Raw genomic sequence first — 23,716 nt, forward strand, 5'->3', positions numbered from 1 at the left:
CCGCTACAGCCGGATGTCGTGGCGGGAGGCGGCGTTGAGCTTGCGGCACACCTTGGCCACGTACTCCTCCACCGTGCGCCGGGAGATGAACAGGGCCTGGGCGATCTCCCGGTTGGTGCGGCCGCTGGCCACCAGGCGGGCGATGTCCTGTTCGCGCGGGGACAGCTGGCTGCCGTAGCCGCGTCTGCCCCGTGGCGAGGGGGTGGGCACGCCGATGCTGCGGCTGTGGTGGCGGCAGCGGGCGGCGTCGACGGTGGCGCCGAGGGCGTCGTAGGTCTGGGCGAGCGAGCCGAGTGCGGTGGTGTCGGGCGGAGCTGCGCGCATGGCCGCTTCGGCGAGCTGGGTGGCGCGGTAGCTCAGTCCCAGTTCGCGGTGCTCCTCGACCGCGGTCTGGTAGAGCCGCTGGGCCTCGCCGCGGTCGCCGGTGGCCGCGGTCAGCCTGGCCTGGCAGGCGGTCAGCGTCGCCTGGGCGAAGGGGGCGTCGGTGCCGGTCAGGCCCTCGGCCAGCTCGGCGAGCAGGTCACGGGCGGCCTCGGGGCGCTGGCCGGCCAGGTAGCACTCGACCGCGTGCGGCACCACCTCGCCGGCCCAGACCCAGGCCCCTTTTCCGCGCAGCAGGGCCACCCCGCGCTCGGCCTGCTGCTCGGCGGCCGCGGTCTCGCCCCGGCTGAGCAGCATGGCGGCCAGGCCGCCGACCGCGGCGATCCGCACCGGAATGGTCGCCGCGCCCTCGGCCGCCTGGAACCCCGCTTCAGCACGCGCCCAGTCGCCGCGCGCGGTGGCCAGCCAGCCGCAGGCCAGGTTCAGCTCGGTGGTGACCGGCGGCAGGTGCGCGTAGGTCCGCAGCAGCTCGGCGATGCGCTCCTCCAGCCCTGACCACTGCCCGGTCAGCCAGTCCAGCCGGACCGCGGTGGCCTCGGCGGCGCCGATCACGTACGGCGCGCCGACCCTGGCGGCGAGGGTGAGCCCGGTGCGCAAGAAGGCCTTTGCCCGCTGGTGGTGCCCGATCCACGAGCAGGCGTCGGCCAGGTTGCAGTGCGCGCGGGCCAGGTGGCGAACCTCCTCGGGGTCACGCACCTCGGCCGGGGCGGGCAGCCGCGCGGCGCGGTCCCAGGCGCTGGGGTCCCCCGCGATCAGCCTGCCGCCGAGCGTGGTGGCCAGCACGGCCAGGCGCAGGGCGCGGGTGGGCAGGTGGTCCAGGATGCCCTCCACCCGGTCCAGCCAGGCCTGGTGCTCGGCGAGGGGCGCGGTGTTCAGGTAGGGCACGGCCAGCACCGCCATGCCGCGCGCGATCCGGCCGGGCTGGTCGGCCAGCAGCTCGACCGCGTGCGCGATCTCCGCTTCGGCGCGGTCGGACTCGCCGGTCTGGCGGAGCAGCAGCAGGCCGAACCACAGGTGCACCTCGCCGCGGACGTCGGCGGTCAGCCGGGGGTCGGAGAGCAGGTCCTCGACGCGAGCCAGTGCCGAGGGGCTGTGCAGCCCGGCCACCGCGTTGTCGCACAGCTTCATCGCCAGCCGGTTCACGTCCTCGGCCCGGGCGTCCGCATCGGAGATCACCTGGCAGAGCAGGTCGATCGCGGTGGGCACGTCCCTGCCCTCGACCGCGGCGTCGGCGGCCAGCTCGCTGTACCGGAGCCAGTCGGCGACCAGGCCACCGGCCTTGGCGTGTGCGGCCAGCCGGGCCAGCGGCTTGCGGTCCAGGCCGGACAGCACGCGGATGGCGCGCTTGTGCAGCTCGCTGCGCCACGGGCCAGGGGTCGACTCGCGCACCGCGCGCGCGGCCATCGGGCACCGGAACCCGTAGCGGTTGGCCGAGACCTCGACCAGCACGGCCGAACGCACGAGCATGGTCAGCTGGTCCAGGCAGTCCTGCCCGGCGACCGCGGCCAGGATGTCGGCCGACTCCGCGACGCCGAGCACCGCGGCCGCCTCGGCGAGCGAGCGGGCGGCGGGCGGCAGGCCCCGCACCCGCTCCTGCACCGCCTCCCGCACCAGGGCCGGCACCCCGGTCTCGGCCAGCACCCAGCGCGCGGCCGTCTCGTCGGTGCGCGCGTCCCGCTCCGGCGCGGGCAGCGCCCGCACCGTCTCCTCGACCACGAACGGGATACCGGCCGTCTCCTGCCACAGCGCCTCGGCGAAGTGCTCGGAGGCCAGCGGCGCGCCCAGCACGGCGTTGACCATCGCGCGCACCTCCCCCGCGTCCAACGGCCGCAGGGTGAGGTGCACCCCGGTCACCCCGGGCGGGATGCGCAGGGCGCGGCCGAGCGGGGCCTGCGCCGGGAGGTCCTCGCCGCGGTAGGTGGCCACGATGGACAGCTCCGGCGGCGGGTCGGCGAGCACGAAGCGCAGCACCTGGCGGGTCCGCTCATCCGCCCAGTGCAGGTCCTCGACCACGAGCACGGTCGGCCCCAGCGCGGCGAGCAGCTGCCGGATGGCGCGGAACACCCGGTGCCGTTCGGCCACCGGATCGCCCAGCGGCGGCGGCGCGGGCGGCAGCTGCGCGGCCAGCTCGGGCAGGTGGTCGCGCAGCGCGCCGGTCACCGGTCCGGGATCGCGCAGCCGGTGCCCACACCGGCTGAGGCAGTCCAGCAGGACCCCGTACGGGAACGGGTCGGCCAGCGGCTGGCAGGCGGCCATCACCACCTGGGCGGGCCCGCCGCGCGCGGTGGCGGCCAGCTCGGCCACCAGCCTGGTCTTGCCGATGCCTGCCTCGCCCGCCACGAAGGCCACCGAGGGCGGCCGCGCGGTCGCGGCGCGCAGGGCGGCCAGCTCCGCGTCCCTGCCGATCAGCGGCGGCGGACCGGAGCGGGCTCGCGCGGCAGTCTCAGGCATCCTCACTCCCCTCCTCGACCGCCAGGGTAGGTCGGCGAATCTGACGCCATAACCCCGAATTCGGCTGGTCCGCCGGGTGCGGTCAAGTCGGGTACCCCTACGGGGACTTACCACGGTTGTTCCCCCTCCGCCGACGCCGAATGGTGATGCCCATCCACTGCGGAATGGAGGAAGCCGATGCACAGGACGCGAAGAACAGCGGCCCTGCTGGCCGTCGCCGCGGTCGCGATGACCGTGACCGCGGGAGTCGCGACCGCACAGCCGGAAGCCGCCGTCGTCCAGGCCGGCGAGCACATCGCCGGGCGTTACCTCGTGGTGCTGAAGGACGGTGCCCGTGCGGCCGAGGGCCACGCGAGCACACTCACCCAGCGCTACGGCGGGGTGGTCGCGGACACCTACTCGGCCACGCTGAACGGGTTCGCGGTCCGCGATCTGCCCGAGCGGCAGGCGAAGCTGCTGGCCGCCGACCCGTCGGTCAAGGCGGTGCACGAGGACGGCACGACCAGGGCGGTCGCCGAGGAACAGCCCAACCCGCCGTCCTGGGGGCTGGACCAGATCGACCAGCGGACCACCAGCCTGGACAAGAAGTACACCTACCCGAACAAGGCGGACAACACCACCGCCTACGTCATCGACTCCGGGGTGCGGATCCAGCACTCGGAGTTCGAGGGCCGGGCCAGCCACGGCTACGACTTCATCGACAACGACAACGACGCCAGCGACTGCTTCTGGCACGGCACCCACGTGGCGGGCACCATCGCGGGCAAGACCGTCGGCGTGGCCAAGAAGGCCAAGGTGGTCGCGGTCCGTTCGCTGAACTGCGGCGGTTCGGGCCCGGACTCGGCCACGGTCAGCGCGCTGGAATGGGTGGCCAAGAACGGCGTGAAACCGGGCGTGGTGAACCTCAGCCTGGTGATGGACACCGTCGGCGTCGGCGACGAGCAGGTCAAGGCGTTGGTGGCCAAGGGTTTTGTGGTCGCGGTCGCGGCGGGCAACAACGGTCAGGACGCCTGCACGGCCAGCCCCGGGCGCACCCCGGAGGCGTTCACCATCGGCTGGATCAACCAGGGCGGCGGCCGCAGCGGTAACTACGGCCGCTGCGTCGACCTGTTCGCCCCTGGCGGCAACATCTACTCCACCGACCACACCGGCGCCTACCGCACCGGCAGCGGCACCTCGATGGCCTCCCCGCACGGCGCCGGTGCGGCCGCCCTGTACCTGGGCGCGAACCCCGGCGCGACCCCGCAGCAGGTCCGGGACGCGTTGGTGGACAACGCCACCCCGAACCTGGTGACCAACCCGGGGGCGGGCTCGCCGAACAAGCTGCTCTACACCGGGTTCATCGGCGGCGGCCCGACCAAGTGCGGGGTCAAGGCCAACGACGAGGACGTGTCCATTCCGGACGCGGGCGCCGCGGTCGGCAGCAGCGTGACGCAGAACTCCTGTGAGGGCAAGGCTTCCGCGACCCTGCCGGTCCGGGTGGACATCGAGCACGGCTACACCGGGGACCTCGCCATCGACCTCATCGGCCCGAGCGGAGCCACCTTCCCGCTGCACCGCGCGGGCGGTGTCGGCGAGGCCGGCGGCGTCCACCAGAGCTTCACCGTGGACGCCTCCCGCGAGGACGCCAACGGCACCTGGCGGCTCTCGGTCCGCGATGTGCTCCGCTTCGACACCGGAACCCTGACCGGGTGGTCGATCACCTTCTGAATTCCCGCCAATCCCCTGCAAGTCAAGGAGCACCATGAGAACAACACGTCTGGTCACCGCCCTGTGCGTGGCGCTGGCCGCGCTGGCCATGCCGGTGACCGCGGCGGCCGAGCCCGCCCCGATCAGCACCGCCGCCGTCCCGACCGATGAGCTCAAACCCGGCGACGCGGGCGCGAACGTCATCAACGGGCAGCGCACCACGGTCAAGGAGAACCCCTTCGTCATCGCGGGTATCCGCGCCGGCGGCGGCGGGCCGCAGGGCCAGTCCTGCACCGCCGCGGTGGTGGGCAAGCGCAAGATCCTCACCGCGGCGCACTGCATGATCGATGCCACCGGCGCCAAGAGCTACATCTACGGCGACGACGACCTGAACACCGCGGGCGATGAGACCTTCCGCACCAAGGTCACCTCCTTCAAGGCGCATCCGCGCTACACCGGCCCGGGCTCCTGGCAGACCGGGTACGACGTCGCGGTGATCACCACCGCGGACGACCTGCCCGTGCCGGAGAGCCAGTGGGCGAAGGTGGCGGGCTCCGGTGACACCGGGCTCACCCAGCCGGACAAGTCCGGCACCGTCTTCGGCTACGGCCGGACCAGCTCCAGCGGCGGCTCCGGCGCGCTGTACAAGACCACGTTGCCGGTCAACGACGCCAAGAACTGCCAGGTCTTCAACGTCCGGGTCAACCCGGATGTGATGGTGTGCACCGGGTACGACAACGGCCGCACCGGGACGTGCAGTGGCGACAGCGGCGGTCCGTACATTGTGGACGGTGTGGTGGCCGGGGTGGTGTCCTGGGGCGCTAGCGGCTGCGACCGTTACAGCGTCATGGCGCGGCTGACCAACGAGATGGGTGACTGGGCCAGGAAGGAGATCGGCGGGCAGCCCGGCGACGGCAAGTTCACCGTTGGCCTCTCACCGTCATCCGGCAAGGTCGAGCCCGGCAAGCACGTCTCGACCAGCGTCACCAGCAAGGCGGGCGACCAGGGTGCGGAGAAGCTGGAGCTCAGCGCCGCCGACCTGCCCGGCGGGGCCACCGCCACCTTCCAGCCCGCCTCGATCACCTCGGGCGAGGTGGCCAAGCTGACCATCGAGACCGCGGCGAGCACGCCGAAGGGCACCCACAAGATCACCGTCACGGCCAAGGGCGGCTCCGGCGCGAAGACCGCCGAGTACACCCTCACCGTCGGCGACGGCGGCGCCACCGACGGCCCGAAGCCCGCGGCCACCCCGAGTTCGGCCACCTCCGGGCCGGGCGGGTTCATCAACACCACGGTCGCCGTCACCGGCGGCAGCGGCACGATCAGCCTCAGCGCCGAGGGCCTGCCCTCGCGGCCGATGTTCATGCCCGCGACGGTCAGCCCCGGCGGCAGTTCGCGGATGAGCGTCGGCGTCCCGTTCCAGACCGGCACCTACAAGATCACCATCACCGCCACCGACAGCGCGGGCAAGTCCGGCAGCACTGAGTTCACCCTCACCGTGCGCTGACCCCCGCGGGCCGGAGCCCGTGCCGCCGCCCGCGGCACGGGCTCCTCCGCACCCGTCGCGACCAGCCATCTCATCCGGATTTCAGCGCACGCTGGGAGGCTGCCGCCGGTAGCACGACGGCTACCGAGAAGGGGGTTCTTCGTGATCAAGAGACTCGGGCGCAGACCGGTGGCAGCGGCGCTGGCCGCCCTCGCCGCGGCGGGTTCGGTGGTGGCGGGCGGCACCGCGCACGCCGCCGACGGCCACGCCGACACCCAGGCGCTGCTCAACGGCTACCAGTCGCACGCCGGGCCGGGCGCGGCGGTGTACGCGGGCAACCGGACCGGTTCCTGGCACCTGAGCGCGGGCACCGCGTCGATCAGCGGGCCCGCGCGGCCGATCCGGCCGGACGAGCACTTCCGGGTGGGCAGCCAGACCAAGACCTTCACCGCCGCGGTGGTCCTGCAACTTGTCGATGAGGGCAAGGTGGCGCTGGATGAGCCGATCGAGCGCTACCTGCCAGGTCTGGTGCAGGGCAACGGTTACGACGGCAACCGGATCACCGTGCGGCAGCTGCTCCAGCACACCGGCGGGGTGGCCAACCCGAACGTGCTGACCTACGCCCAGAACGCCGCCGGACTGCTCAAGCCGGACGGCAGCGTGGAGTTGCGGCCGCTGGTCGAGGTGGGCTTGCGGACCTTCCCGCCGGTGGCCGAGCCGGGCGCGAAGGTGGAGTACTCCAACCTGGGTTACATGATCAACGGGCTGCTGATCGAGAAGCTCACCGGCGTCTCCATCGGCGAGGCGATCACCAGCCGGATCATCAACCGGCTCGGCCTGACCAGGACCACCTTCCCCGGCCCTGGCGACCGCTCGCTGCCCGCGCCGTACCTGTCCGGCTACCGGGGTGTGCGGGCCGGTCCGTTCTTCTTCTGGACCGAGACCACCTCGGCGCCGCTCATCTCCGAGCCGTCCATCGGCAGCCCGGCAGGCGCGGTGCTGTCCAGCATGGCCGATCTGTCCAAGTTCTACCGGGCGGTGGTGGACGGCGGGCTGTTCTCCGCGGCCACCGGGGCGGAGATGCGCCGGATCGCGACCATGCCCAACCCGTCCGACCCGCGCTGGCTCGGCATCGGCCTCGGCGTGCAACAGCTCGCGCTCTCCTGCGGCGGCAATGCCTGGTTCCACAACGGCATCGCCACCTCCGGCTACACCTCGCTGACCGCGGTGACCGAGGACGGCAGGCACGCCTCGATGATGACCAACGCCTGGGAGGCCACCTCGATCAAGCCCACCCCGGTGGACGTGATCGAGTCCGCGCTCTGCGGCAGCCGGTGAGGCGTCACGGGGTGGCGGGGTCGCCCGCCACCCCGTGCAGCACCGCCTGCCGCATCCGGCGCAGCTCCGGACCCGGCCGCGCGGCCAGGTCGGCGGCCAGCCGGTCACGCACCCGGTCGAACAGGGCCAGCGCGTCGGCCGGTCTGCCGCCGGCGCTCAGGGCCCGCATGAGCAGTGCGGCCACCGGTTCGTGGTGCGGGTGCACCGAGGCCAGCGCCCACAGCTCGTCCAGGGTCTCGGCGTGCCTGCCCAGGCGCAGCTGGCAGTGCGCCGTGCGCAGGGCGAGGTGCACGCGCCGGTCGGTCAGCCGGAGCCGTTCGGTCTCCGCGAACGGTCCCAGCAGTCCGGCCAGCGGGTCACCGCGGAACAGGGCCAGCGCCCGGCGGTAGGCCCGCACCGCCTCGGCCAGGTCACCCGCGCGCTCGGCCGTGGCCGCCTCCGCCGCGATCCGGGCCAGCCCGGTCAGGTCGAGATCCACCGCGCCGCCGAGGAAGCGGTAGCCGCGCCGGTCCCGTTCGATCACCGGGTCCGCGCCGCGGTGCAGGCATTTGCGCAGCCGGTAGACGTAGACCGGGACCACGTTGCCCAGCGGCGGTTCCAGCCCCCACACCCGGTGCAGCAGCTCGGCCTGGCTGACCAGGATGTCCGGGCGCAGCACCAGCGCGGCCAGCAGGCTCTGCTGCCGGACCGGCCCGAGGTCGAGCGCTTCGGCGCCGTGCCAGGCCCGCACGGGTCCGAGCATCGAGATCCGCAGCCGCGCGGCCTGGACCGGGGCGGCCAGCGGGAGGGTGATGCCGTGGTCGAAGGCGTAGACGATGGCCGCGGCCCGGTCGCGCAGGCCGAGCTTGGCCCGGATGCGCCGGACGTGCTCGGCCACCGCCCGCTCGGTGACCGCGAGCACGCGGCCGATCTCGGCGTCGGTGCGGCCGCGGCCGAGCGCGCGCAACACCTCGCGTTCGGTTCCGGTCAGCTGTTCGGTGGTCAGGCTGGGCACCCGCTGAGCGTGCGGTCAGGTCCGGGCGGCCGACCAGGCCACGGACCGGCCATTTGTGGCCGGTCGCGACTACCGCTTCGGCTGCGGCCTGCGCCCCTGTCGCCGGTACAGCCGCAACGCCTGCCGCCACACGTCACCGGCCGGTCCGGACTCGCCGAGCGCGAGCTGGGCCTCGGCGAGTTTGGCCAGGGTGTTGGCTTCCTCGTAGGTGTTGCCGAGCTCGCGGTACACGGTCAGCGCCTGCCGGTAGTAGTCCAGGGCGTCGGCGTGCCTGCCGGTGTGCTGGGCGATGTAGCCCAGGCTGTCCAGGGTGTAGCCGAGACTGTCCGGCGCTGCGCTGTCCCGATGCTTCCTGAGCAGGGACAACGCGTTCTCGCAGTGCGCGCGGGCCTGCTCGAAGTCGGTCAGCAGGGCGTGGTACCAGCCCACCGCGTTGAGCGCCTGGGCTTCCCGCAGCGGCAGTCCGAGCCCCCGGTACAGCTCCAGCGCGCGGGTGGCGTGCGCCAGCGCGTGCTCGTTGTTCCCCAACTGTTCCCTGGCCCAGGCGAGGGTGTGCTGGGTGTGCGCCTGAGCCAGCGCATCGCCGCTCTGCTCGGCCAGCTCCAGCGCCTGCCCGAGATGCCGCACCGCCTCCTCGTGCTGCCCCGCCCTGGCAAAAGCGTGCCCGAGCAGCCGGTGCCCCCTGGCCCGCGCGGCCAGATCACCCAGCGCCTCGGCCGCGGCCAGCCCGGCCTGCCACAACGCGAGCGCCCCGTGCAGCCGCCCGCGCCGCCGGTGCACCACGTCCAGCGCACCGGCCAGCTGCCACACCAGCAGGTGCCACCCCCGGTCCCCGGCCAACCTGTGCACCGCGGCCAGGTTGCCCTCCTCGGCGTCGAACCAGGCCAGCGCCGCGGCCTCGTCCCGCAGGTGGCTGTCCGCGGCGGGCGGTTCCAGCGGGATCGGCTCGCGGTGCGGGGCCAGCAGCCGGTCCGCGGCGTGCGCGGTGCTCAGGTAGTGCCCGGCCAACGCGGCCTCCCGGTCCGCCTCGCCCGCCGCCAGGCGCTGGGCGTACTGCCGCACCAGGTCGTGGAAGCGGTACCGGCCGGGCACCGGCTGCTGGAGCAGGTGCGCGTCCACCAGCTCTTCCAGCAACTCCTCGGCAGCGACCACCTCGATCCCGGCGAGCGCGGCCGCGGCCCGCCGCTCGATGTCCGGCCCGGGATGCAGCCCCAGCAACCGGAACAGCCGCTGCTGCGCAACCGTGAGCTGCCGGTAGGACAACTCGAACGCCGCGCCCACCCCCGCCAGCCGCCCCTCCCGCAACCGCTCGGTCAGATCCGCCACCGTCCACGCCGGACGCCCGCGCAACCGGGCGGCCGCGATCCGCACCGCCAGCGGCAGGAACCCGCACCATCGCACCAGCTCCGCCACGGCTTCCCGTTGTCCCGCAACACGTTCCGCCCCAGCCACCCGCTCGAACAACACGACCGCGTCCCCGGCGGACAACACGTCCAGCGACACCGCCCGCCCACTGCCCAGTCCGGCCAGTCGCCCCCGGCTGGTCACCAGCGCCAGACACCCGGCCGCCCCCGGCAACAACGGCCGCACCTGCGCCGCGCTCACCGCGTTGTCCAGCACCACCAGCACCCGCCGCCCGGCCAGCTCCGCCCGCCACAACGAGGCCCGCTGATCCAGCCCAGCCGGAATCCGCTCCCCGCCAACCCCCAGCGCGCGCAACAACATCTCCAGCGCCGCCGCCGGATCGGTGGCCTCCCGCTCGCTGGCATGCCCGTGCAGGTCGATGAACAGCGCACCGTCGGGATAACGCCCGGCCAGCCGGTGCGCGACGTGCACGGCGAGCGTGGTCTTGCCCACCCCGGCCATACCGTCGATCGCGTCGATCACCACCGTCCGCGGCCGGCCGTCATCCAGCTCCGCCAGCAGCCGCTCAACCTCCTCGGCCCGCCCGGTGAACTCCGCGGTGTCCCCCGGCAAATCGTTGCGGCCACTGGCAGGCGGCGCGGAATCACCGACGGCCGCGGCCAGCAACCGGCCGCGTTCGGGCGGCACCAGCTCGAGCGCGTCAGCCAGCCGCCGGGCCGTGGACGGCCGGGGATCGGCCCGCTTGCCGGTCTCCAGCCCACCGATGGTGCGCACACCGACCCCGGAACGCTGCGCCAACTGCTCCTGGGTGAGCCCCGCCAGGCCCCTGAACTGCCGCAGCAGCAAGCCGAATCGGCCCGTCACCCGTCACTCCCCCTCCGGCGCGGATCACACCAGGGCGAGGTTAGCGCGCGGAAGAAGGGGAAAATGGAGCAGCTACTCCGTCCCACTCCAACATATAGCGCACCGGGGGCCTTGCGGCAAGACCCCGGTCATGCCGCAGAATCTCCCGCCGTAGCCTCAACCAGCGGAAACGGGAGTACCCAGGTGCGAATGACGGACGCCGACGTGATCATCGTGGGCGCGGGCCCCACCGGGCTGACGCTGGCCGGTGAACTGCGGCTGGCCGGGGTGCGGCCGCTGGTGCTGGAGCGGCAGCCGGAGCTGCGGGACATCCCGAAGGCCGGTGGGCTGGGCGGGCAGATCCTGGAACTGTTGCGCTACCGGGGTGTGCTGGACAAGTTGGTCGCGGCCACCACCGGTCCGCTGCCGCCGCCCCGGTTCCCCTTCGGCGGGGTGCACGTGGACCTCACCCGCCTGCCGGATCCGCCGATGCACGCGCTGCCCCTGCCGCAGGCGCGACTGGAACGGGTGCTGGAGGACCACGCGCTGGAGCTGGGCACCGAGATCCGGCGCGGGCACGAGATGCTCGGGGTGAGCCAGGACGAGCACGGGGTCACCGCGGAGGTGCGCGGGCCGGACGGGCCGTACGAAGTGCGGGGCAAGTACCTGGTGGGCTGTGACGGGCCGCGCAGCCCGGTGCGGGAGCTGGCCGGGATTCCGTTCCCTGGCACCGTCTATCCGGAGGTGAACCGGTTCGCGCACGTGACCTTGCCGGACTCGGTGCGGGTGCTGGCCAACGGCGATCTGGACATTGCCGGGCAGCACCTGATCAGCGCCGGTTTCACCAGGACCGAGCGGGGTGTGTTCGCCTTCGGGCCGCTCTCCCCCGGGACGTTGATGGTCTACACCACCGAGGACGAGTTCACCCAGCCCGAGGACGACGCGCCGATGACGCTGGCCGAGGTCAGCGAGAGCGTGCGCCGGGTGCTGGGTGTTGACCTGCCCATGGGCGAGGCCAGCAGGCTCTCCCGCTACCGCCACCAGGCGCGGCAGGCCGAGCGGTACCGGGACGGGCGGATCCTGCTCGCCGGCGATGCGGCGCACCAGTTCCCGGCCACCGGGGTCGGGCTCAACGCCGGCATGCTGGACGCGGTCAACCTGGCCTGGAAGCTGGCCGCCGTCCTGCAAGGATGGGCTCCGGAGGGGCTGCTGGAGACCTATCACCGCGAGCGCCACTTCGCCGGGGCGCGCACGCTCCAGCACACCCAGGCCCAGGTGGCGTTGCGGCGCGGTCAGGACGCGGCCGCCGACGCGCTGCGGGCGGTGTTCCAGGAACTGCTCGCCGACGAGCCCGCGGCCCGGCGAATCGGCGCCATGATCGCGGGTTCGGACTTCCGCTACCCGCTGCCCGGCGCCGACCGGCACCCCTTGGTCGGCGCCTTCGCCCCCGACCTCGCCCTGCACACCGACCAGGGCGGCACCAGCGTCGCCGAGCTGCTCGCCGCCGCGCGGCCGGTGCTGCTCGACCTGACCGGGCGGGCGGACCTGCACGAGGTCGCCGCGGACTGGCGGCACCGGGTCGACCTGGTCACCGCCAAGAGCGAGGACCGGCCTGCCGACCTGCTGCTGATCCGCCCGGACGCGCACATCGCCTGGGTGGCAGTCACCGACGAGTCCGCGGACACCGCGGGCCCCGCACTGCGCGAGGCGCTCGCCACCTGGTTCGGCGACCCGGCCGCCCGCTGAGCTCGACTAGACGGTGCGCCCGCGCTGCCTCCGCCAGGGGCAGCGCGGCCGCCACTGCCTACTGGAAACCAACTCTGACCACGAGTTTCCCCACCGCGCCGCCGTCCTCCATCAGCTGGTGGGCCTCGCGGATCTCGGTCAGCGCGAACACCCGGTGGATGCGCGCCGGCAGCTTCCCGGCCTCGATCAGTTCCAGGTAGCGCTGGAGGTCCGCCTGCGGCAGGTCACTGCTCTCGCCGCCGTATGCGGTGAGGCGGACGCCGTTGGGCAGGTAGTCCATCGGGTAGAAGTCCGGGATGGTCCACTGGTCGCTGAGCATGCCGGTGAAGCAGACCGTGCCGTGCTTTCCGGTGGCGCGCAAGGTGTCCGGCAGGGTGTTGGTGCCCACCAGCTCCAGCGCCGCGTGCACGCCCTCCGGCCGGATCTCCCTTACCTGGTCGGCGATCCGGCCGTCGTCGATGAGCGGGTGGTCGACGCCCAGGTCCCGCAGCGCGTCCAGCTTGGCCGGGTTCCTGGTGGTGGACAACACTTCCAGCCCGTGTTCCTTGGCCAGCACCGCGGCCGCCACGCCCACCGAGGAGGTGCCGCCGCGGACCAGGAAGCTCTGGCCGGGCTGGATCGCCAGGCCGGTGTGCAGCGAGCCGTGCGCGGTCTGCAGCATCTCCGGCAGCGCGCCGAGGGTGGCCCAGTCCAGGCTGGTCCGCACCGGGATGACGCTGCTCGCGGGCACCAGGGTGTACTCGGCGTAGCCGCCGTCGAAGGCCCGGCCCATGCCGCCCATCATCGCCACCACCGGCTGGCCCGGCTCGAACTCACCGCCCGGCGCGGCATCCACGGTGCCCACGGCCTCAATGCCCGGAATGATCGGAAATACCGGGTTGGCGGCCAATCCAGTGCGCAGGTGCTGCTCGGAACGGTTGAGCCCGAAGGCCTCCACCTTGATCCGCACCCACCCCTCGCGCGCCTCCGGCACCGGCACCTCACGCAGCTGGAGCGCCTCCACCGGACCCGGCCCGGCCAGCACCACCGCACGCATCATCCTCATGCCGTGATGCAACCTGCCCCGGTCCGGAAAAGTTCCCGGACCGGGGCGGATCATTCGATCAGTGCGAGGCCCGCAGCGCGGCGATCACCCATTCGAAAGCGGGCACCGCAGGCCCGGCCGGCCGGGGCGGCCACCCGTTGAGCACGCCCAGCAGGTGCCAGTACCGCTCCACCCTGCGGTCGGTGAAGGTGGCCAGCTGATCGGCCACCCCGGCCCGCTCGGCCGCGGGCAGCTTCGGCGCGATCCGGTCCAGGTACGCCGCGGCCTCCGGCGCGTCCGGCGCGACCCCGGCGGCCAGCGCCGCACCCGCGTGCGCCACCACCAGTTCCGCCGAGATCCCGAAGTCCGGCGACTGCTGCCCGGCCTGCTCGGACCCGGCCACCGCCATCTCCCGGACCCGGCGCTGAAAGTCCTCGTCCCGCACCAGCTCCGCCAGCTCCACCCAGGCGTTGACCTGCTCATCGGTGGGGTCGTCGGGCAGCTCGGCAGGCAGCTGCCGCATGGAGTCCGCGAGCCCAGCCCCGGGTGCCGCCGGGTCGGTGCCGTCGAACGCGCGCTCGACGAACTCGTCCAGTATGCGCTGCCGCTCCCCCGCGGACAGTCGCGCCAGTTCGTGCATGAGTTTCATCTCCTCGGTAGTTCCGCCACGTCGAACGACCGCCCGCAGCACCGCCCGCCGCACCCGCAACGTGCGGATCTCGGCATCCAGCGCGGTCACATGCGTCCGCGCCACATCGGTCACCGTGACCTGCTCGGCCAGCACCTTGGCCACCGTGTCCAGGTCCATCCCCAGCTCACGCAAGGTGCGCACCAGCTCAAGCCGGCCGACCGCGGCCGCGTCGTAGAGCCGGTAACCCCCATAGGACCTGGCGGTGGGCGGCAGCAGTCCACTGTCGGACCAGAACCGGATGGTCCTGGTCGACAGACCGGTGCTGCGGGAGAGCTGTCCGATGGTGAACAGCTCGTCTTCGTCGTTCACGAGGAGCAGCCTGAACCTTCCAGCAGGTGGAAACTCAAGCCCATTCTCACCCCAGACCCCGGCAACTCGCCCGAAACCGGCACTCGACCGGTTTCGAACTCGCGGAGCTGAGCGCTCCAGCTCCAGGCCAGTCGGCTGGTGGCCGGCAGCCTCCGGCCGGCGGCCGCACCAACTTGCGCTCCGCTCGGTCCATGGCAACCGCCGCGCTCGCACCAGTGACGCGGGAACCACCCGCACGCGCGCGTTACCTGCCTGCCCGTCCTGTTCCCGGAACAAGGAGGGTGGCCGCTATGACGGCTCCATCACTATCGGAGACCCCACGCCAGGATGACCGCGATGGGCTGACCGAACTGTTGCGGGTCGCCGGCACGTGGGCTTGAGCGCGAGATTTCATCGTGTTTCGCGCCTGTGGTCCAAGTATGCCCCTTTGGGGCGGTGCGCAGGGGTGCTGAGGACCCCCGCGACACGCCGTCTGCCTCCCGGCGGGAACGCCGGAGAACCGTCCTCTTCAGAACATCGGGTTCGTGTTCGCACGCGCTTCCGGCATCTGCATCATCGCATCCCAGTGCTCAGCCAACTGGCCGTTCTCAACACGATAAATGTCGATAAACCGCCACTCGGCTCCCGCCATTTCGTAGCGCGAATGGAGGATGACGATGTCGCCTTCGGCAACGACATGCTTGAACTCGATTTTTTGCTTTGACACTCCTTGCGAAGAGAGCATTCGCACAAGCGCCTTTACACCCTCCGGACCGTCGGCGATCGTTGGATTGTGCTGCTTGAAATCCTTGCTGAAAAATTCATCGACCGCAGCCGCGTCCAAATCACCAAACGTGCGCTGATACGCCTCGATGGCGATTTCCTTGTTGTCCTGTTCTTTGCTCACGGAAACTCCCATTCTCACTGTGATAAGTATCCCGGCATCGACCTATCTGGTTAAGGTCATGCGGGGGCCGCGGTAGGCCGGTTGAGAACGAGTGCCGGAGAACTGGTTGGCTCTAGGCTGGCACCAGACGATGTCATCGGCGAGCATTGCCGCGACCGTGGCGAAGTCCTTGGCGGACAACACCTCGAAGTACTTGCGGCTCGGTCGACTGCACCATCACCCGTGTCCCTTCGAAGCTCGTTCCCCTGTGGCTCCAATGGTCACCATCAGTGCTCAGTCACCTCAACGTAACCAACAGAGTTGCATGACGCACATCACATCCACAGCGCGAGAGTCCACAGAGGACGATCAGTCGCCGGTGCGGTCGGCCGTGTTTGGCGGCAATCTGGTGCCATGCGCCCCCAGCCTCTCGCCGCTGTGGTTCACAGTGGACGGTGACGACGTGGTCTTCAGCACCGGACGTGACAGCCTCAAGGGACGGCACCTGGCGGCCAACCCTCGCGCGGCGCTGACCGTGGACAGCGACGAGTTCCCGTACGCGTACGTGACCGTCTGCGGCCCGGTTGTCCTGACCGACGATCCGGACGAACTGCTCGAATGGAACACCAAGCTCGCGGAGCGGTACGTCCCCGAGGGCAGGGCGGAGGAGTACGGCAGGCGCAACTCCAGCCCGGACATGCTGGTGTGCCGACTGCGTCTGCAGCGCATCTCGGCCTTCGCCGAGATCGCCTCCTGACCCGCAAGCGCGGCACCGGCCCGAAACGATCCGCGGAAGTTGATTTCACGGAATCAACTTCCGTGGATCTTTGCACGGATTCAGTGACTGCCGGCGTCGTAAGCCTCGCGCGCCGCGAGCACCTCTGCCGTGTGCTCCTCCGCCCATCGGCCCAGCGCCTGCAGCGGCACGTGCAAGGTGCGCCCGAGTGCGGTCAGCTCGTACTCGACCCTGGGCGGCATCTCCGCGTACTCGTGCCGCGCGACGATCCCGTCACGCTCCAGGTCCCGCAGGGTCTCGGTGAGCACTTTCGCACTGATCCCCTCGACCACCGCACGCAGGTCGCGGAAGCGCAGGCCGTCGCCACGGCCGAGCGCGATCACCACCATGGCCGTCCACTTGTTGTCCATGCGCGCCAGCGAGGTGCGCGTCGACCAAATCGCCGTCGAGGCGGCCCACCTCGGATTCTGCGACAAGGGCCACATCCACTCATTGGTTACGTTGAGGTGACCGGTTACCAGCGGTGAGCATAGGACAGCACCAACGACAGCGCACGCGGAGGCGAGTACGGTTGTCAACTACCCGTACGTGACCGACAGGGAGCAAGAATGGCCGAGCACCCCGAGTTCAACGTGCTCACGGCAACCTGCCCGTCACGTACCTCGCTCGCCCGCATCACCAACAAGTGGACGGCCATGGTGGTCTCCGCGCTCGGCGACGGCAGACTGCGGTTCTCCGACCTCCGCTCCGCCGTGGACGGCATCAGTGGCAAGGTCCTCACCGGCACACTGCGGGAGCTGGAGCGGGACGGCCTCGTCAGCCGCCACGTGTTCGCAGAGGTTCCACCGCGGGTCGAGTACGAGCTGACCTCGCTCGGGCACACCCTGCACGCACCGCTGCGCGCGCTGGGGAACTGGGCCGAGGAGCACCTCGAGAAAGTGCTCACGGCCCGCGAAGCCTACGACCACCGTCGCTGACCACCGGTGCGAACGGACAGACCACCGGCCTGAGTTCACCGCGAAGACCTCCACGCAGCTCACGTCCGGCACGGGTGATCGACTGTCCACTGTGTATAGTTTCCTTGGAAGCAAGTTCTGTGGAATACCCATGGAACCGTAGCCGGATGAGAGGCGCTCATGGGCGACGACGATCAGCCTTTGGCGATCGAGGTGCGCGGGGCACGGGTGCACAACCTCCGCGATGTCGACGTCACAGTGCCGCTGCGCAAGCTCGTCGCACTCGCGGGGGTGTCCGGGTCCGGCAAGTCCTCCCTGGCGATGGGGGTCCTGTACGCGGAAGGGTCCCGGCGCTACATCGAGGCACTGTCGACGTACACGCGCCGGCGGATCTCACATGCCCCGCGAGCGGCCGTCGACAGCGTCAGGCACGTCCCGGCCGCGCTCGCCCTGCGGCAGCGCCCAGGCGTTCCCGGTGTGCGCAGCACGTTCGGCACCTCCACCGAACTGCTGAACATCCTGCGCCTGCTGTACTCCCGGCTTGGTTCCCACTGCTGCCCGAACGGCCATCGCCAGCAGCCGACCATCGACGTCGCGCTCAACCTCAACCTGACCTGCCCGGTGTGCGATGTCTCGTTCTACCCGCCGGGCGCGGAGTCGTTCGCCTTCAACTCCGACGGCGCGTGCCCGCACTGCACGGGAACCGGAGTCGTCCGCGAGATCGACGAGGAACGTCTCGTCCCCGACCCGTCCCTCAGCATCGCGGACGGAGCCGTTGCCCCGTGGTCCATGTTCGGGCTGACGGTGATGCCGCAGGTTGTCGCGGAGTTCGGGGTACGCGCCGACGTGCCGTATGCGGAGCTGACCGCGCAAGAGCGCGACGTCGTGATGCACGGTCCGGCGGAGAAGCGTCACATCGCCGTCCCGTCCAAGAACGGCAAGCTGTTCGAGCTGAACTTCACCTACCGCAACGCCCGGCAGGCCGTGCAGGAGGCTTTGGACAACGCCACCAGCGAGCGCGGGCTGAACCGGGTGAACAGGTTCATCAGCACCCAGGTGTGCCCCACCTGCCACGGCACGCGACTCAGCGAACAGGCGCGAGCGTCCCAGGCCGACGGGATCAACCTCGCCGAGGCCACCGCCAAGACCCTCGACGAACTGACCTCCTGGGTGCCAGGGATCGAGAGCACCTTGCCGCGGGACATGGTCCCGATGACGAGGAGCATCACCGCCCAGCTGCTGCAGACCGCGCGTCGGCTGGTCGACCTGGGCCTGGGCTATCTCAGCCTCGACCGGGCGTCGTCGACGTTGTCCACCGGTGAGCGGCAACGTGTCCAGCTCGCGCGCGCGGTGCGCAACGAGACGACGGGTGTGCTCTACGTTCTCGACGAGCCCTCGATCGGCCTGCATCCATCCAATGTGGACGGACTGCTGGGGGTGATGCGGGACCTGCTGAAGGACGGGAACTCCGTCGTCCTCGTCGACCACGACGTCCAGGTGCTGCGCGAGGCCGACTGGCTCATCGAGATCGGCCCCGGCTCCGGCACCGACGGCGGACGCGTCCTGGCCACCGGCGAGGTGGCCACCCTCGCCGAGAACCCGCAGTCCCTCCTGGGCGGCTTTCTCGCCAGGCGGGAACCGGTTGTCGTCCGCCCCCAGCCAGACGACGACGAGGTGTTCGACCACGGTCGCATCCACCTCGCGACCACCCCGTTGCACACGGTTCACGCCCTGGACCTCGACATCCCGCGGGGTCGCCTGACCGCGGTGACCGGCGTGTCCGGATCGGGAAAGACCACGCTGATCCTCGAAAGCCTCGTCCCGGCACTCGAAGCGGCAACCTCCGGCGGCAGGCCTCCCGCCTGGGTCAGGACGGTGGACGCCGGGGGAATCGGCCGGGTGAACGTCGTCGACGCCACCCCGATCGGCGCCAACGTCCGCTCCACCGTGGCCACCTACAGCGGCGTTCTCGACGAGCTGCGACGTGCCTACGCGGCCACACCCACGGCGCGCGAGCACGGGCTGGCCGCAGGCGACTTCTCCTACAACACCGGATCGCTGCGGTGTCCCCGCTGCGAAGGCACCGGCCAGGTGTCGCTGGACGTGCAGTTCCTCCCCGACGTCGACATCGGCTGCCCGGAATGCGAAGGCTCCCGCTACGCCCCGGCGGCGAGCGAACACCGGCGAGCCTCCCCTGGTGCGGAAGAGATCTCCCTGCCCGGCCTGCTCGCCCTCACCGTCCGGCAGGCGGTCGGACAGGTCCAGGACATGCGCCGGGTCCGGAACCGGCTGGAGACGCTCATCGACCTGGGGCTGGGCTACCTCACCCTCGGCGAAGCCACGACCGCGCTGTCCGGCGGAGAGGCGCAACGCCTGAAGCTCGCCTCCGAGCTCGACCGCGACCAGACCGACGCCCTCTTCGTCCTCGACGAACCCAGCGTCGGCCTGCACCCCCTCGACATCCGCACGCTCCTGTCGGTAATCCAGCGCCTCACTGGCAAGGGCGCCACCGTCATCGTCATCGAACACGACCTCGACATGATCGCCAATGCCGACTACGTCGTCGACATGGGCCCCGGCGGCGGAACCGCCGGTGGCATGATCGTCGCCACCGGAACACCGCGACGCCTCGCCCGCGATCCCCACAGCCTCACCGCCCGGTACCTCCGCGAACACCTCGCGCCTCAGAGGACAGCCAGCTGAGGGCCGCCTCGACATCTGACGAAGCACCGTCAGGTGGTGGTGGGGTGCGGATTGCTGAGCGTGGACCGAGCGGACGAACACGTTCCGGCTGGTGGTCAACGTGGAGGGGGCACGCCGAGTGCGTCGAGTCGCGTCTCGGCGCGCCGCAGCTCGTGCAGCCGGCGGCCGCAGTGCCGGAGGTGCGTCGCCACGAACAGGTCGAGGAAGTTCGCTAACCCGGTGCGGTCCACGTCGCTCAGCGCCTCGTAGAGCTCGGCGCGGACGCCATGCACCTCGGCCGCGACCAGACACTCGACTGCGAGCGCCAGTGCCGCGGCATCGCCGGCACGGGCTTGTTCGAGAGCACGCACCGATGCGCCGAAAGGCCACCCTCGCCGACCACGAGCAGACGCTGGGCGCGGAGCACCCGCTGACGGCGACCGTGCGCGCCAACCTGGGACCGCTGCAACGGCGCTGACCAGCAGCTACCGCAGCCACTCGGTCAGCTTGGCGTAGTCGGCGCCGGTGAGGCCGTGCCGCGGGTCGACCCGGTGCAGCAGCGCGGTTCCCGGGTGGTGGGCGGACACCCAGGCGCGGTCGGGGGCGGTGATCTCGTCGTCGACCCAGGCGAACGCGCGTCCGGCGGCGAAGGTGACCAGGGCGCGGGTCTTCCAGTGCAAGCCGGTTCGCTCGTCTTGTTCGTCCACATCGGACGGTTCTGGCCAGTCGACCACCGGGAGTCGCGGCAGTCCGAGCAGCGGTGTGAGGCACTCGTTGGCCTCTTCCATCCAGGTCGTGGCCCAGACCAGTTCGCAGGGCAGGGCGGCGAGGCGGGGGCCGTGCGCGGGGTTGAGCCTGGACAGCAACGGGTTCGCCGGGGCTTGCGGGCCGGTCGGGTATGTCGGGTAGGACTGCCCGCCGAACGGGATGAGGGGGCCGTCGACGTCGAGGAACAGCAGCGGAGGTGGTGCGGCGCCGGTCACGGACGCACGATAGCGAGGTCAGGCGGCGCGGGGTGTGGCCCGGAGGAGTTGGGTGAGGAACTCGGTGTTGCTGGGGGTGGCCCGCAGGCCGTCCAGGAGCTTGTCCACCGCCTGGTGGGGTTCGCAGGTGTGCAGGGCGCGGCGCAGGGCGCGGGTGGCCGCGATTTCCGTTGCGGAGCACAGGATCTCGTCCTTGCGGGTGCCGGTGCGGCGGATGTCGACCGCGGGGTGGCGGCGCTGGTTGGCGACGCCTCGGTCCAGCACGAGCTCGGCGTTGCCGGTGGCCTTGTACTCCTCGAAGATCAGGTTGTCGCCCGCGGAGCCGGTGTCGATGAGGGCGGTGGCGAAGATGGTGAGGGAGCCGCCCTGCTCGATCGCCCTTGCCGCGCCGAGGAACCGCTTCGGCGGGGTGAGCGCGGCGGCGTCGATGCCGCCGGAGAGGATGCGGCCGGAGGCGGGCGCGGCCAGGTTGTAGGCGCGGCCCAGGCGGGTCAGGGAATCCAGTAGCACCACCACGTCCTGGCCCAGTTCGACCAGGCGTTTGGCGCGTTCGATGGCGAGCTCGGCCAGTGCGGTGTGCTCGCGGGGCGGCTGGTCGAAGGTGGCGCCGATGACCTCGCCGGGCACGGTGCGGGCGAAGTCGGTGACCTCCTCGGGGCGTTCACCGACCAGGACCGCCATCAGGTGGCATTCCGGGTGGTTATGACTGATCGCGTGCGCGATCGCTTGCAGCACCGTGGTTTTGCCCGCTTTGGGTGGGGCCACGATCAGCGCGCGCTGGCCCTTGCCGACCGGCATGAGCAGGTCGATCACCCTGGTGGTCAGCGCCTGCGGGGTGGTTTCCAGGCGCAGGCGGTCGCGGGGGTGGATGGGGGTCAGGTCGGTGAAGGCCGGGCGGGTGGCGGCGCGCAGCGGGTCCTGGCCGTTGACCGTCTCGACCTGGGTCAGGCGCAGCTTCCCGTTTCCGGCTGGCTGCGCGACTCCGGTGACGAGGTCGCCTCGGCGTAGCTTGCAGGCACCGGCGATGGCTTGGGGGACAAGGACATCCTCGGGGGTGGGCAGGTAGGAGTGGTTGCGGAGGTAGCTGCGGTTGTCCTGGGTGTCGAGCACCCCGGACACCGTGAAGGTGTTGTCGGACATGGGGTTTCTTTCCGTGAGTGGGTTCGCCGGGGAAGGCGGGTAGCCACGTCCGGCGAGGGGGGAATCGTGAAATCGGAAACCGGCTGTTGGGGGACGACTGTCCAGAACCCGCGAGCGGTAGACGTCTTCACGGTAGCAGACCGCGCGCGGCTCGCCCAGTGAGTTGTCCCACGGCACCCCCAAGCCCAGGTCAGGAGCGGACCGCCCGGTCCGGACGCGGCGCGGTCGCGGCGTGCGGCCGTCGGCGGAACCACATCGTCCACGCCACCAGCAGCCCGATCGCGGCCAGCTCGATCACCTGGCTGAGCCCGGCCATCACCTCGATCGGCAGCCGGTAGACCAGCACCGCCCTGACCGCGGAGGCAGCCAGCAGGCCGCCGCCCCAGACCACGGTCAGCAGCAGGAACAGGCGGCGGAACGCGGGTTCCGCGGCAATGCGCTGGTCCCAGTCCTCGGTGCCCGTGCCGCGCATGCGTTTGGCGACGTGGAAGAGGGCGGGCCGGGTGGTCAGGCAGGTGCCGAGGAAGACCAGCGCGACCGCGGTGGTGATCAGCGGTTCGCGCAGCAGCATGAGCCGGGGATCGCTGGTCAGCAGGGCGGCGATGAGGCTGAGCAGGCTGGTCAGCAGCATGAGCAGGACCAGTGGCTCGACCCGGCGGCGGATGCAGAGCAGGTATCCGGCGCGCAGCCCCACCGCGATGGTGCCGGCCAGCAGGCAGGTCAGGTTGTCGAAGCCGAACAGGCGGGCGGTGTAGAAGGTCAGCGGGGACAGGCCGATGTCCAGCACCAGTCCCAGCAGCCAGGTGAACCGGTTGCGCGGCATGGTCACCACCCCACCGGCAGGCAGTCGAGGCCGAAGACCTGCGCCTGCTGTTTGTAGCGCAACTCCGCCGAGGTCAGGTGCAGCGTGGGCAGCCGGGTGAGCAGGCGGGTGAAGGCGATCTCCAGCTCGGCGCGGGCCAGGTGCGCGCCGATGCACTGGTGCGGTCCGTGCCCGAAGGCGAGGTGGTGCCGGGCCGGGCGGGCCGGGTCGAACTCGTCGGGGCGGTCGAGGAACTCGGGGTCCCGGTTGGCGGACAGGCCGAGGGTGAGCACGCCCTCCCCCGCCCGGATCAGCCTGCCGCCCAGCTCGACGTCGGCGGTGGCGACCCTGGCGGCCACCGTGTCGGCGACCGAGTGGAACCGGAGCAGTTCCTCGACCACCGCGGGCATACGCCGGGGATCTTCGCGGAGTTCCCGGCACAGCTCAGGTTCACCGAGCAGGGTGAGCAGGCCAAGGGAGATCATGTTCGCGGTGGTCTCGTGGCCGGCGACCAGCAGGATCAGCAGCATGCCCACCGCGCCGGGCCTGCTCAGCCTGCCCTCGGCGACCGGCCCCGCAGCGAGCCTGCTGATCAGGTCCCCGGCCGGATCGCGCTGTTGCCGCTCGAACAGCGCGTCCAGGTAGTCGAACAGCTCCCCCGTGGCCGCGCCCGACTCCTCGGCGCTGCTGGCCTGGCTCAGCGCGATACGGGTCCGCGACTCGAAGAACTCGTGGTCGGCATAGGGCACTCCGAGCATCCGGCAGATCACCAGCGAGGGCAGCGGCAGTGCGAACGCGGACACCAGGTCTGCCTCCGGCCCACTCGCTTCCAGGTCGTCGATGAGCCGGTCGGCCACCTGTTCGATTTCCGGCCGCAGCGCGGTCACCCTGCGCACGGTGAACTCGGCGTTGAGCATCCGCCGGTACTCCCCGTGCTCGGGCGGATCGGTGTCCAGGAACGGCCGCCGCCGCGCGGGTGGGCGCTCGCCCTGGCGTCTGCGGGGAAAGCCGGGGCGGGTGGCGTCGATGCTGAAGCGCGGGTCGGTGAGCACTGTGCGCACGTCGGCGTGCCTGCTGACCAGCCAGACCCGGTCGCCGCTGGGCAGGGTGGCCCTGGCGACCGGATCATCGGCCCGCAGCCGGGCGTACTCCGGTGGTTCGGTGTGCGGGCAGGTGCGCGGGATCGGGAGTTTCACGTCTGCGACGGTAGGGACGGGCCGGGTGGAGTTGCCTCG

General features: G+C 71.4%; 19 protein-coding genes. 7 read left to right on the forward strand and 12 right to left on the reverse strand.

Annotated features, from left to right (window positions below; genetic code table 11):
* Positions 1 to 3 precede the first annotated feature (3 nt).
* Positions 4 to 2,832 (reverse strand): AAA family ATPase, encoded by a 2,829-nt coding sequence (locus ACWDY5_RS19865; protein ID WP_449723657.1) that lies wholly within the window; start codon positions 2,830 to 2,832, stop codon positions 4 to 6.
* A 177-nt stretch (positions 2,833 to 3,009) separates the two neighbouring features.
* On the opposite strand from ACWDY5_RS19865, the gene ACWDY5_RS19870 reads away from it, so the two are divergent.
* From ACWDY5_RS19870 to ACWDY5_RS19880, 3 genes are all read left to right on the forward strand, one after another.
* The gene (locus tag ACWDY5_RS19870) at positions 3,010 to 4,542 is read left to right on the forward strand and encodes a S8 family serine peptidase (RefSeq protein ID WP_449723658.1); all 1,533 of its coding nucleotides are present in this window, start codon (positions 3,010 to 3,012) and stop codon (positions 4,540 to 4,542) included.
* Between the two features lie 34 nt (positions 4,543 to 4,576).
* Complete coding sequence (locus ACWDY5_RS19875; protein WP_449723659.1) at positions 4,577 to 6,028, forward strand: trypsin-like serine protease; 1,452 nt, start codon at positions 4,577 to 4,579, stop codon at positions 6,026 to 6,028.
* 141 nt (positions 6,029 to 6,169) lie between these two features.
* Positions 6,170 to 7,345: a serine hydrolase domain-containing protein gene (locus tag ACWDY5_RS19880; protein WP_449723660.1), complete on the forward strand. Its 1,176-nt coding sequence runs from the start codon at positions 6,170 to 6,172 to the stop codon at positions 7,343 to 7,345.
* 4 nt (positions 7,346 to 7,349) lie between these two features.
* On the opposite strand, the gene ACWDY5_RS19885 is transcribed toward ACWDY5_RS19880, so the two are convergent.
* Together ACWDY5_RS19885 and ACWDY5_RS19890 are read right to left on the reverse strand one after the other, a co-directional pair.
* Positions 7,350 to 8,339, reverse strand: coding sequence for a BTAD domain-containing putative transcriptional regulator (locus tag ACWDY5_RS19885; RefSeq protein ID WP_449723661.1), 990 nt, complete (start codon positions 8,337 to 8,339; stop codon positions 7,350 to 7,352).
* A gap of 69 nt (positions 8,340 to 8,408) precedes the next feature.
* A complete protein-coding gene (locus ACWDY5_RS19890; RefSeq protein ID WP_449723662.1) occupies positions 8,409 to 10,568 on the reverse strand; it encodes an ATP-binding protein in 2,160 nt (719 codons plus the stop codon).
* Between the two features lie 189 nt (positions 10,569 to 10,757).
* Here ACWDY5_RS19890 and ACWDY5_RS19895 point away from each other — a divergent pair, with 189 nt between their 5' ends.
* Positions 10,758 to 12,293 carry an FAD-dependent monooxygenase gene (locus tag ACWDY5_RS19895; RefSeq protein ID WP_449723663.1) on the forward strand — a complete coding sequence of 512 codons (1,536 nt, stop codon included), beginning with the start codon at positions 10,758 to 10,760 and terminating at the stop codon, positions 12,291 to 12,293.
* A gap of 58 nt (positions 12,294 to 12,351) precedes the next feature.
* Here ACWDY5_RS19895 and ACWDY5_RS19900 read toward each other — a convergent pair whose 3' ends face one another.
* The 3 genes from ACWDY5_RS19900 to ACWDY5_RS19910 form a co-directional block, all read right to left on the reverse strand.
* Positions 12,352 to 13,338: a zinc-binding alcohol dehydrogenase family protein gene (locus ACWDY5_RS19900; protein WP_449723664.1), complete on the reverse strand. Its 987-nt coding sequence runs from the start codon at positions 13,336 to 13,338 to the stop codon at positions 12,352 to 12,354.
* A 58-nt stretch (positions 13,339 to 13,396) separates the two neighbouring features.
* Positions 13,397 to 14,317, reverse strand: a complete 921-nt coding sequence (locus ACWDY5_RS19905) for a helix-turn-helix domain-containing protein (protein WP_449723665.1) — start codon at positions 14,315 to 14,317, stop codon at positions 13,397 to 13,399.
* Between the two features lie 508 nt (positions 14,318 to 14,825).
* Positions 14,826 to 15,203, reverse strand: coding sequence for a nuclear transport factor 2 family protein (locus ACWDY5_RS19910; RefSeq protein WP_449723666.1), 378 nt, complete (start codon positions 15,201 to 15,203; stop codon positions 14,826 to 14,828).
* A gap of 304 nt (positions 15,204 to 15,507) precedes the next feature.
* Here ACWDY5_RS19910 and ACWDY5_RS19915 point away from each other — a divergent pair, with 304 nt between their 5' ends.
* Positions 15,508 to 15,939, forward strand: coding sequence for a PPOX class F420-dependent oxidoreductase (locus tag ACWDY5_RS19915; RefSeq protein WP_449723667.1), 432 nt, complete (start codon positions 15,508 to 15,510; stop codon positions 15,937 to 15,939).
* Positions 15,940 to 16,019: 80 nt separating this feature from the next.
* Here ACWDY5_RS19915 and ACWDY5_RS19920 read toward each other — a convergent pair whose 3' ends face one another.
* A complete protein-coding gene (locus ACWDY5_RS19920; RefSeq protein ID WP_449723668.1) occupies positions 16,020 to 16,328 on the reverse strand; it encodes a winged helix-turn-helix transcriptional regulator in 309 nt (102 codons plus the stop codon).
* 198 nt (positions 16,329 to 16,526) lie between these two features.
* Between ACWDY5_RS19920 and ACWDY5_RS19925 the strand changes: the two genes are divergently transcribed.
* Positions 16,527 to 16,895 (forward strand): winged helix-turn-helix transcriptional regulator, encoded by a 369-nt coding sequence (locus ACWDY5_RS19925; protein ID WP_449723669.1) that lies wholly within the window; start codon positions 16,527 to 16,529, stop codon positions 16,893 to 16,895.
* Between the two features lie 159 nt (positions 16,896 to 17,054).
* A complete protein-coding gene (locus ACWDY5_RS19930) occupies positions 17,055 to 19,577 on the forward strand; it encodes an excinuclease ABC subunit UvrA (protein ID WP_449723670.1) in 2,523 nt (840 codons plus the stop codon).
* A gap of 95 nt (positions 19,578 to 19,672) precedes the next feature.
* On the opposite strand, the gene ACWDY5_RS19935 is transcribed toward ACWDY5_RS19930, so the two are convergent.
* From ACWDY5_RS19935 to ACWDY5_RS19955, 5 genes are all read right to left on the reverse strand, one after another.
* Positions 19,673 to 19,927 (reverse strand): hypothetical protein, encoded by a 255-nt coding sequence (locus tag ACWDY5_RS19935; RefSeq protein WP_449723671.1) that lies wholly within the window; start codon positions 19,925 to 19,927, stop codon positions 19,673 to 19,675.
* Between the two features lie 114 nt (positions 19,928 to 20,041).
* Entirely contained in the window at positions 20,042 to 20,539 is a 498-nt protein-coding gene (locus ACWDY5_RS19940; RefSeq protein WP_449723672.1) for an HAD domain-containing protein, read from the reverse strand.
* A gap of 18 nt (positions 20,540 to 20,557) precedes the next feature.
* Positions 20,558 to 21,679 carry a transcription termination factor Rho gene (gene rho / locus ACWDY5_RS19945; RefSeq protein WP_449723673.1) on the reverse strand — a complete coding sequence of 374 codons (1,122 nt, stop codon included), beginning with the start codon at positions 21,677 to 21,679 and terminating at the stop codon, positions 20,558 to 20,560.
* A 190-nt stretch (positions 21,680 to 21,869) separates the two neighbouring features.
* On the reverse strand, positions 21,870 to 22,502 hold the full coding sequence (locus tag ACWDY5_RS19950) for a VC0807 family protein (protein WP_449723674.1): 633 nt from the start codon (positions 22,500 to 22,502) through the stop codon (positions 21,870 to 21,872).
* Between the two features lie 2 nt (positions 22,503 to 22,504).
* The gene (locus ACWDY5_RS19955; RefSeq protein ID WP_449723675.1) at positions 22,505 to 23,677 is read right to left on the reverse strand and encodes a cytochrome P450; all 1,173 of its coding nucleotides are present in this window, start codon (positions 23,675 to 23,677) and stop codon (positions 22,505 to 22,507) included.
* Positions 23,678 to 23,716: the final 39 nt, after the last annotated feature.

The organism is Crossiella sp. NPDC003009, assembly GCF_053591555.1.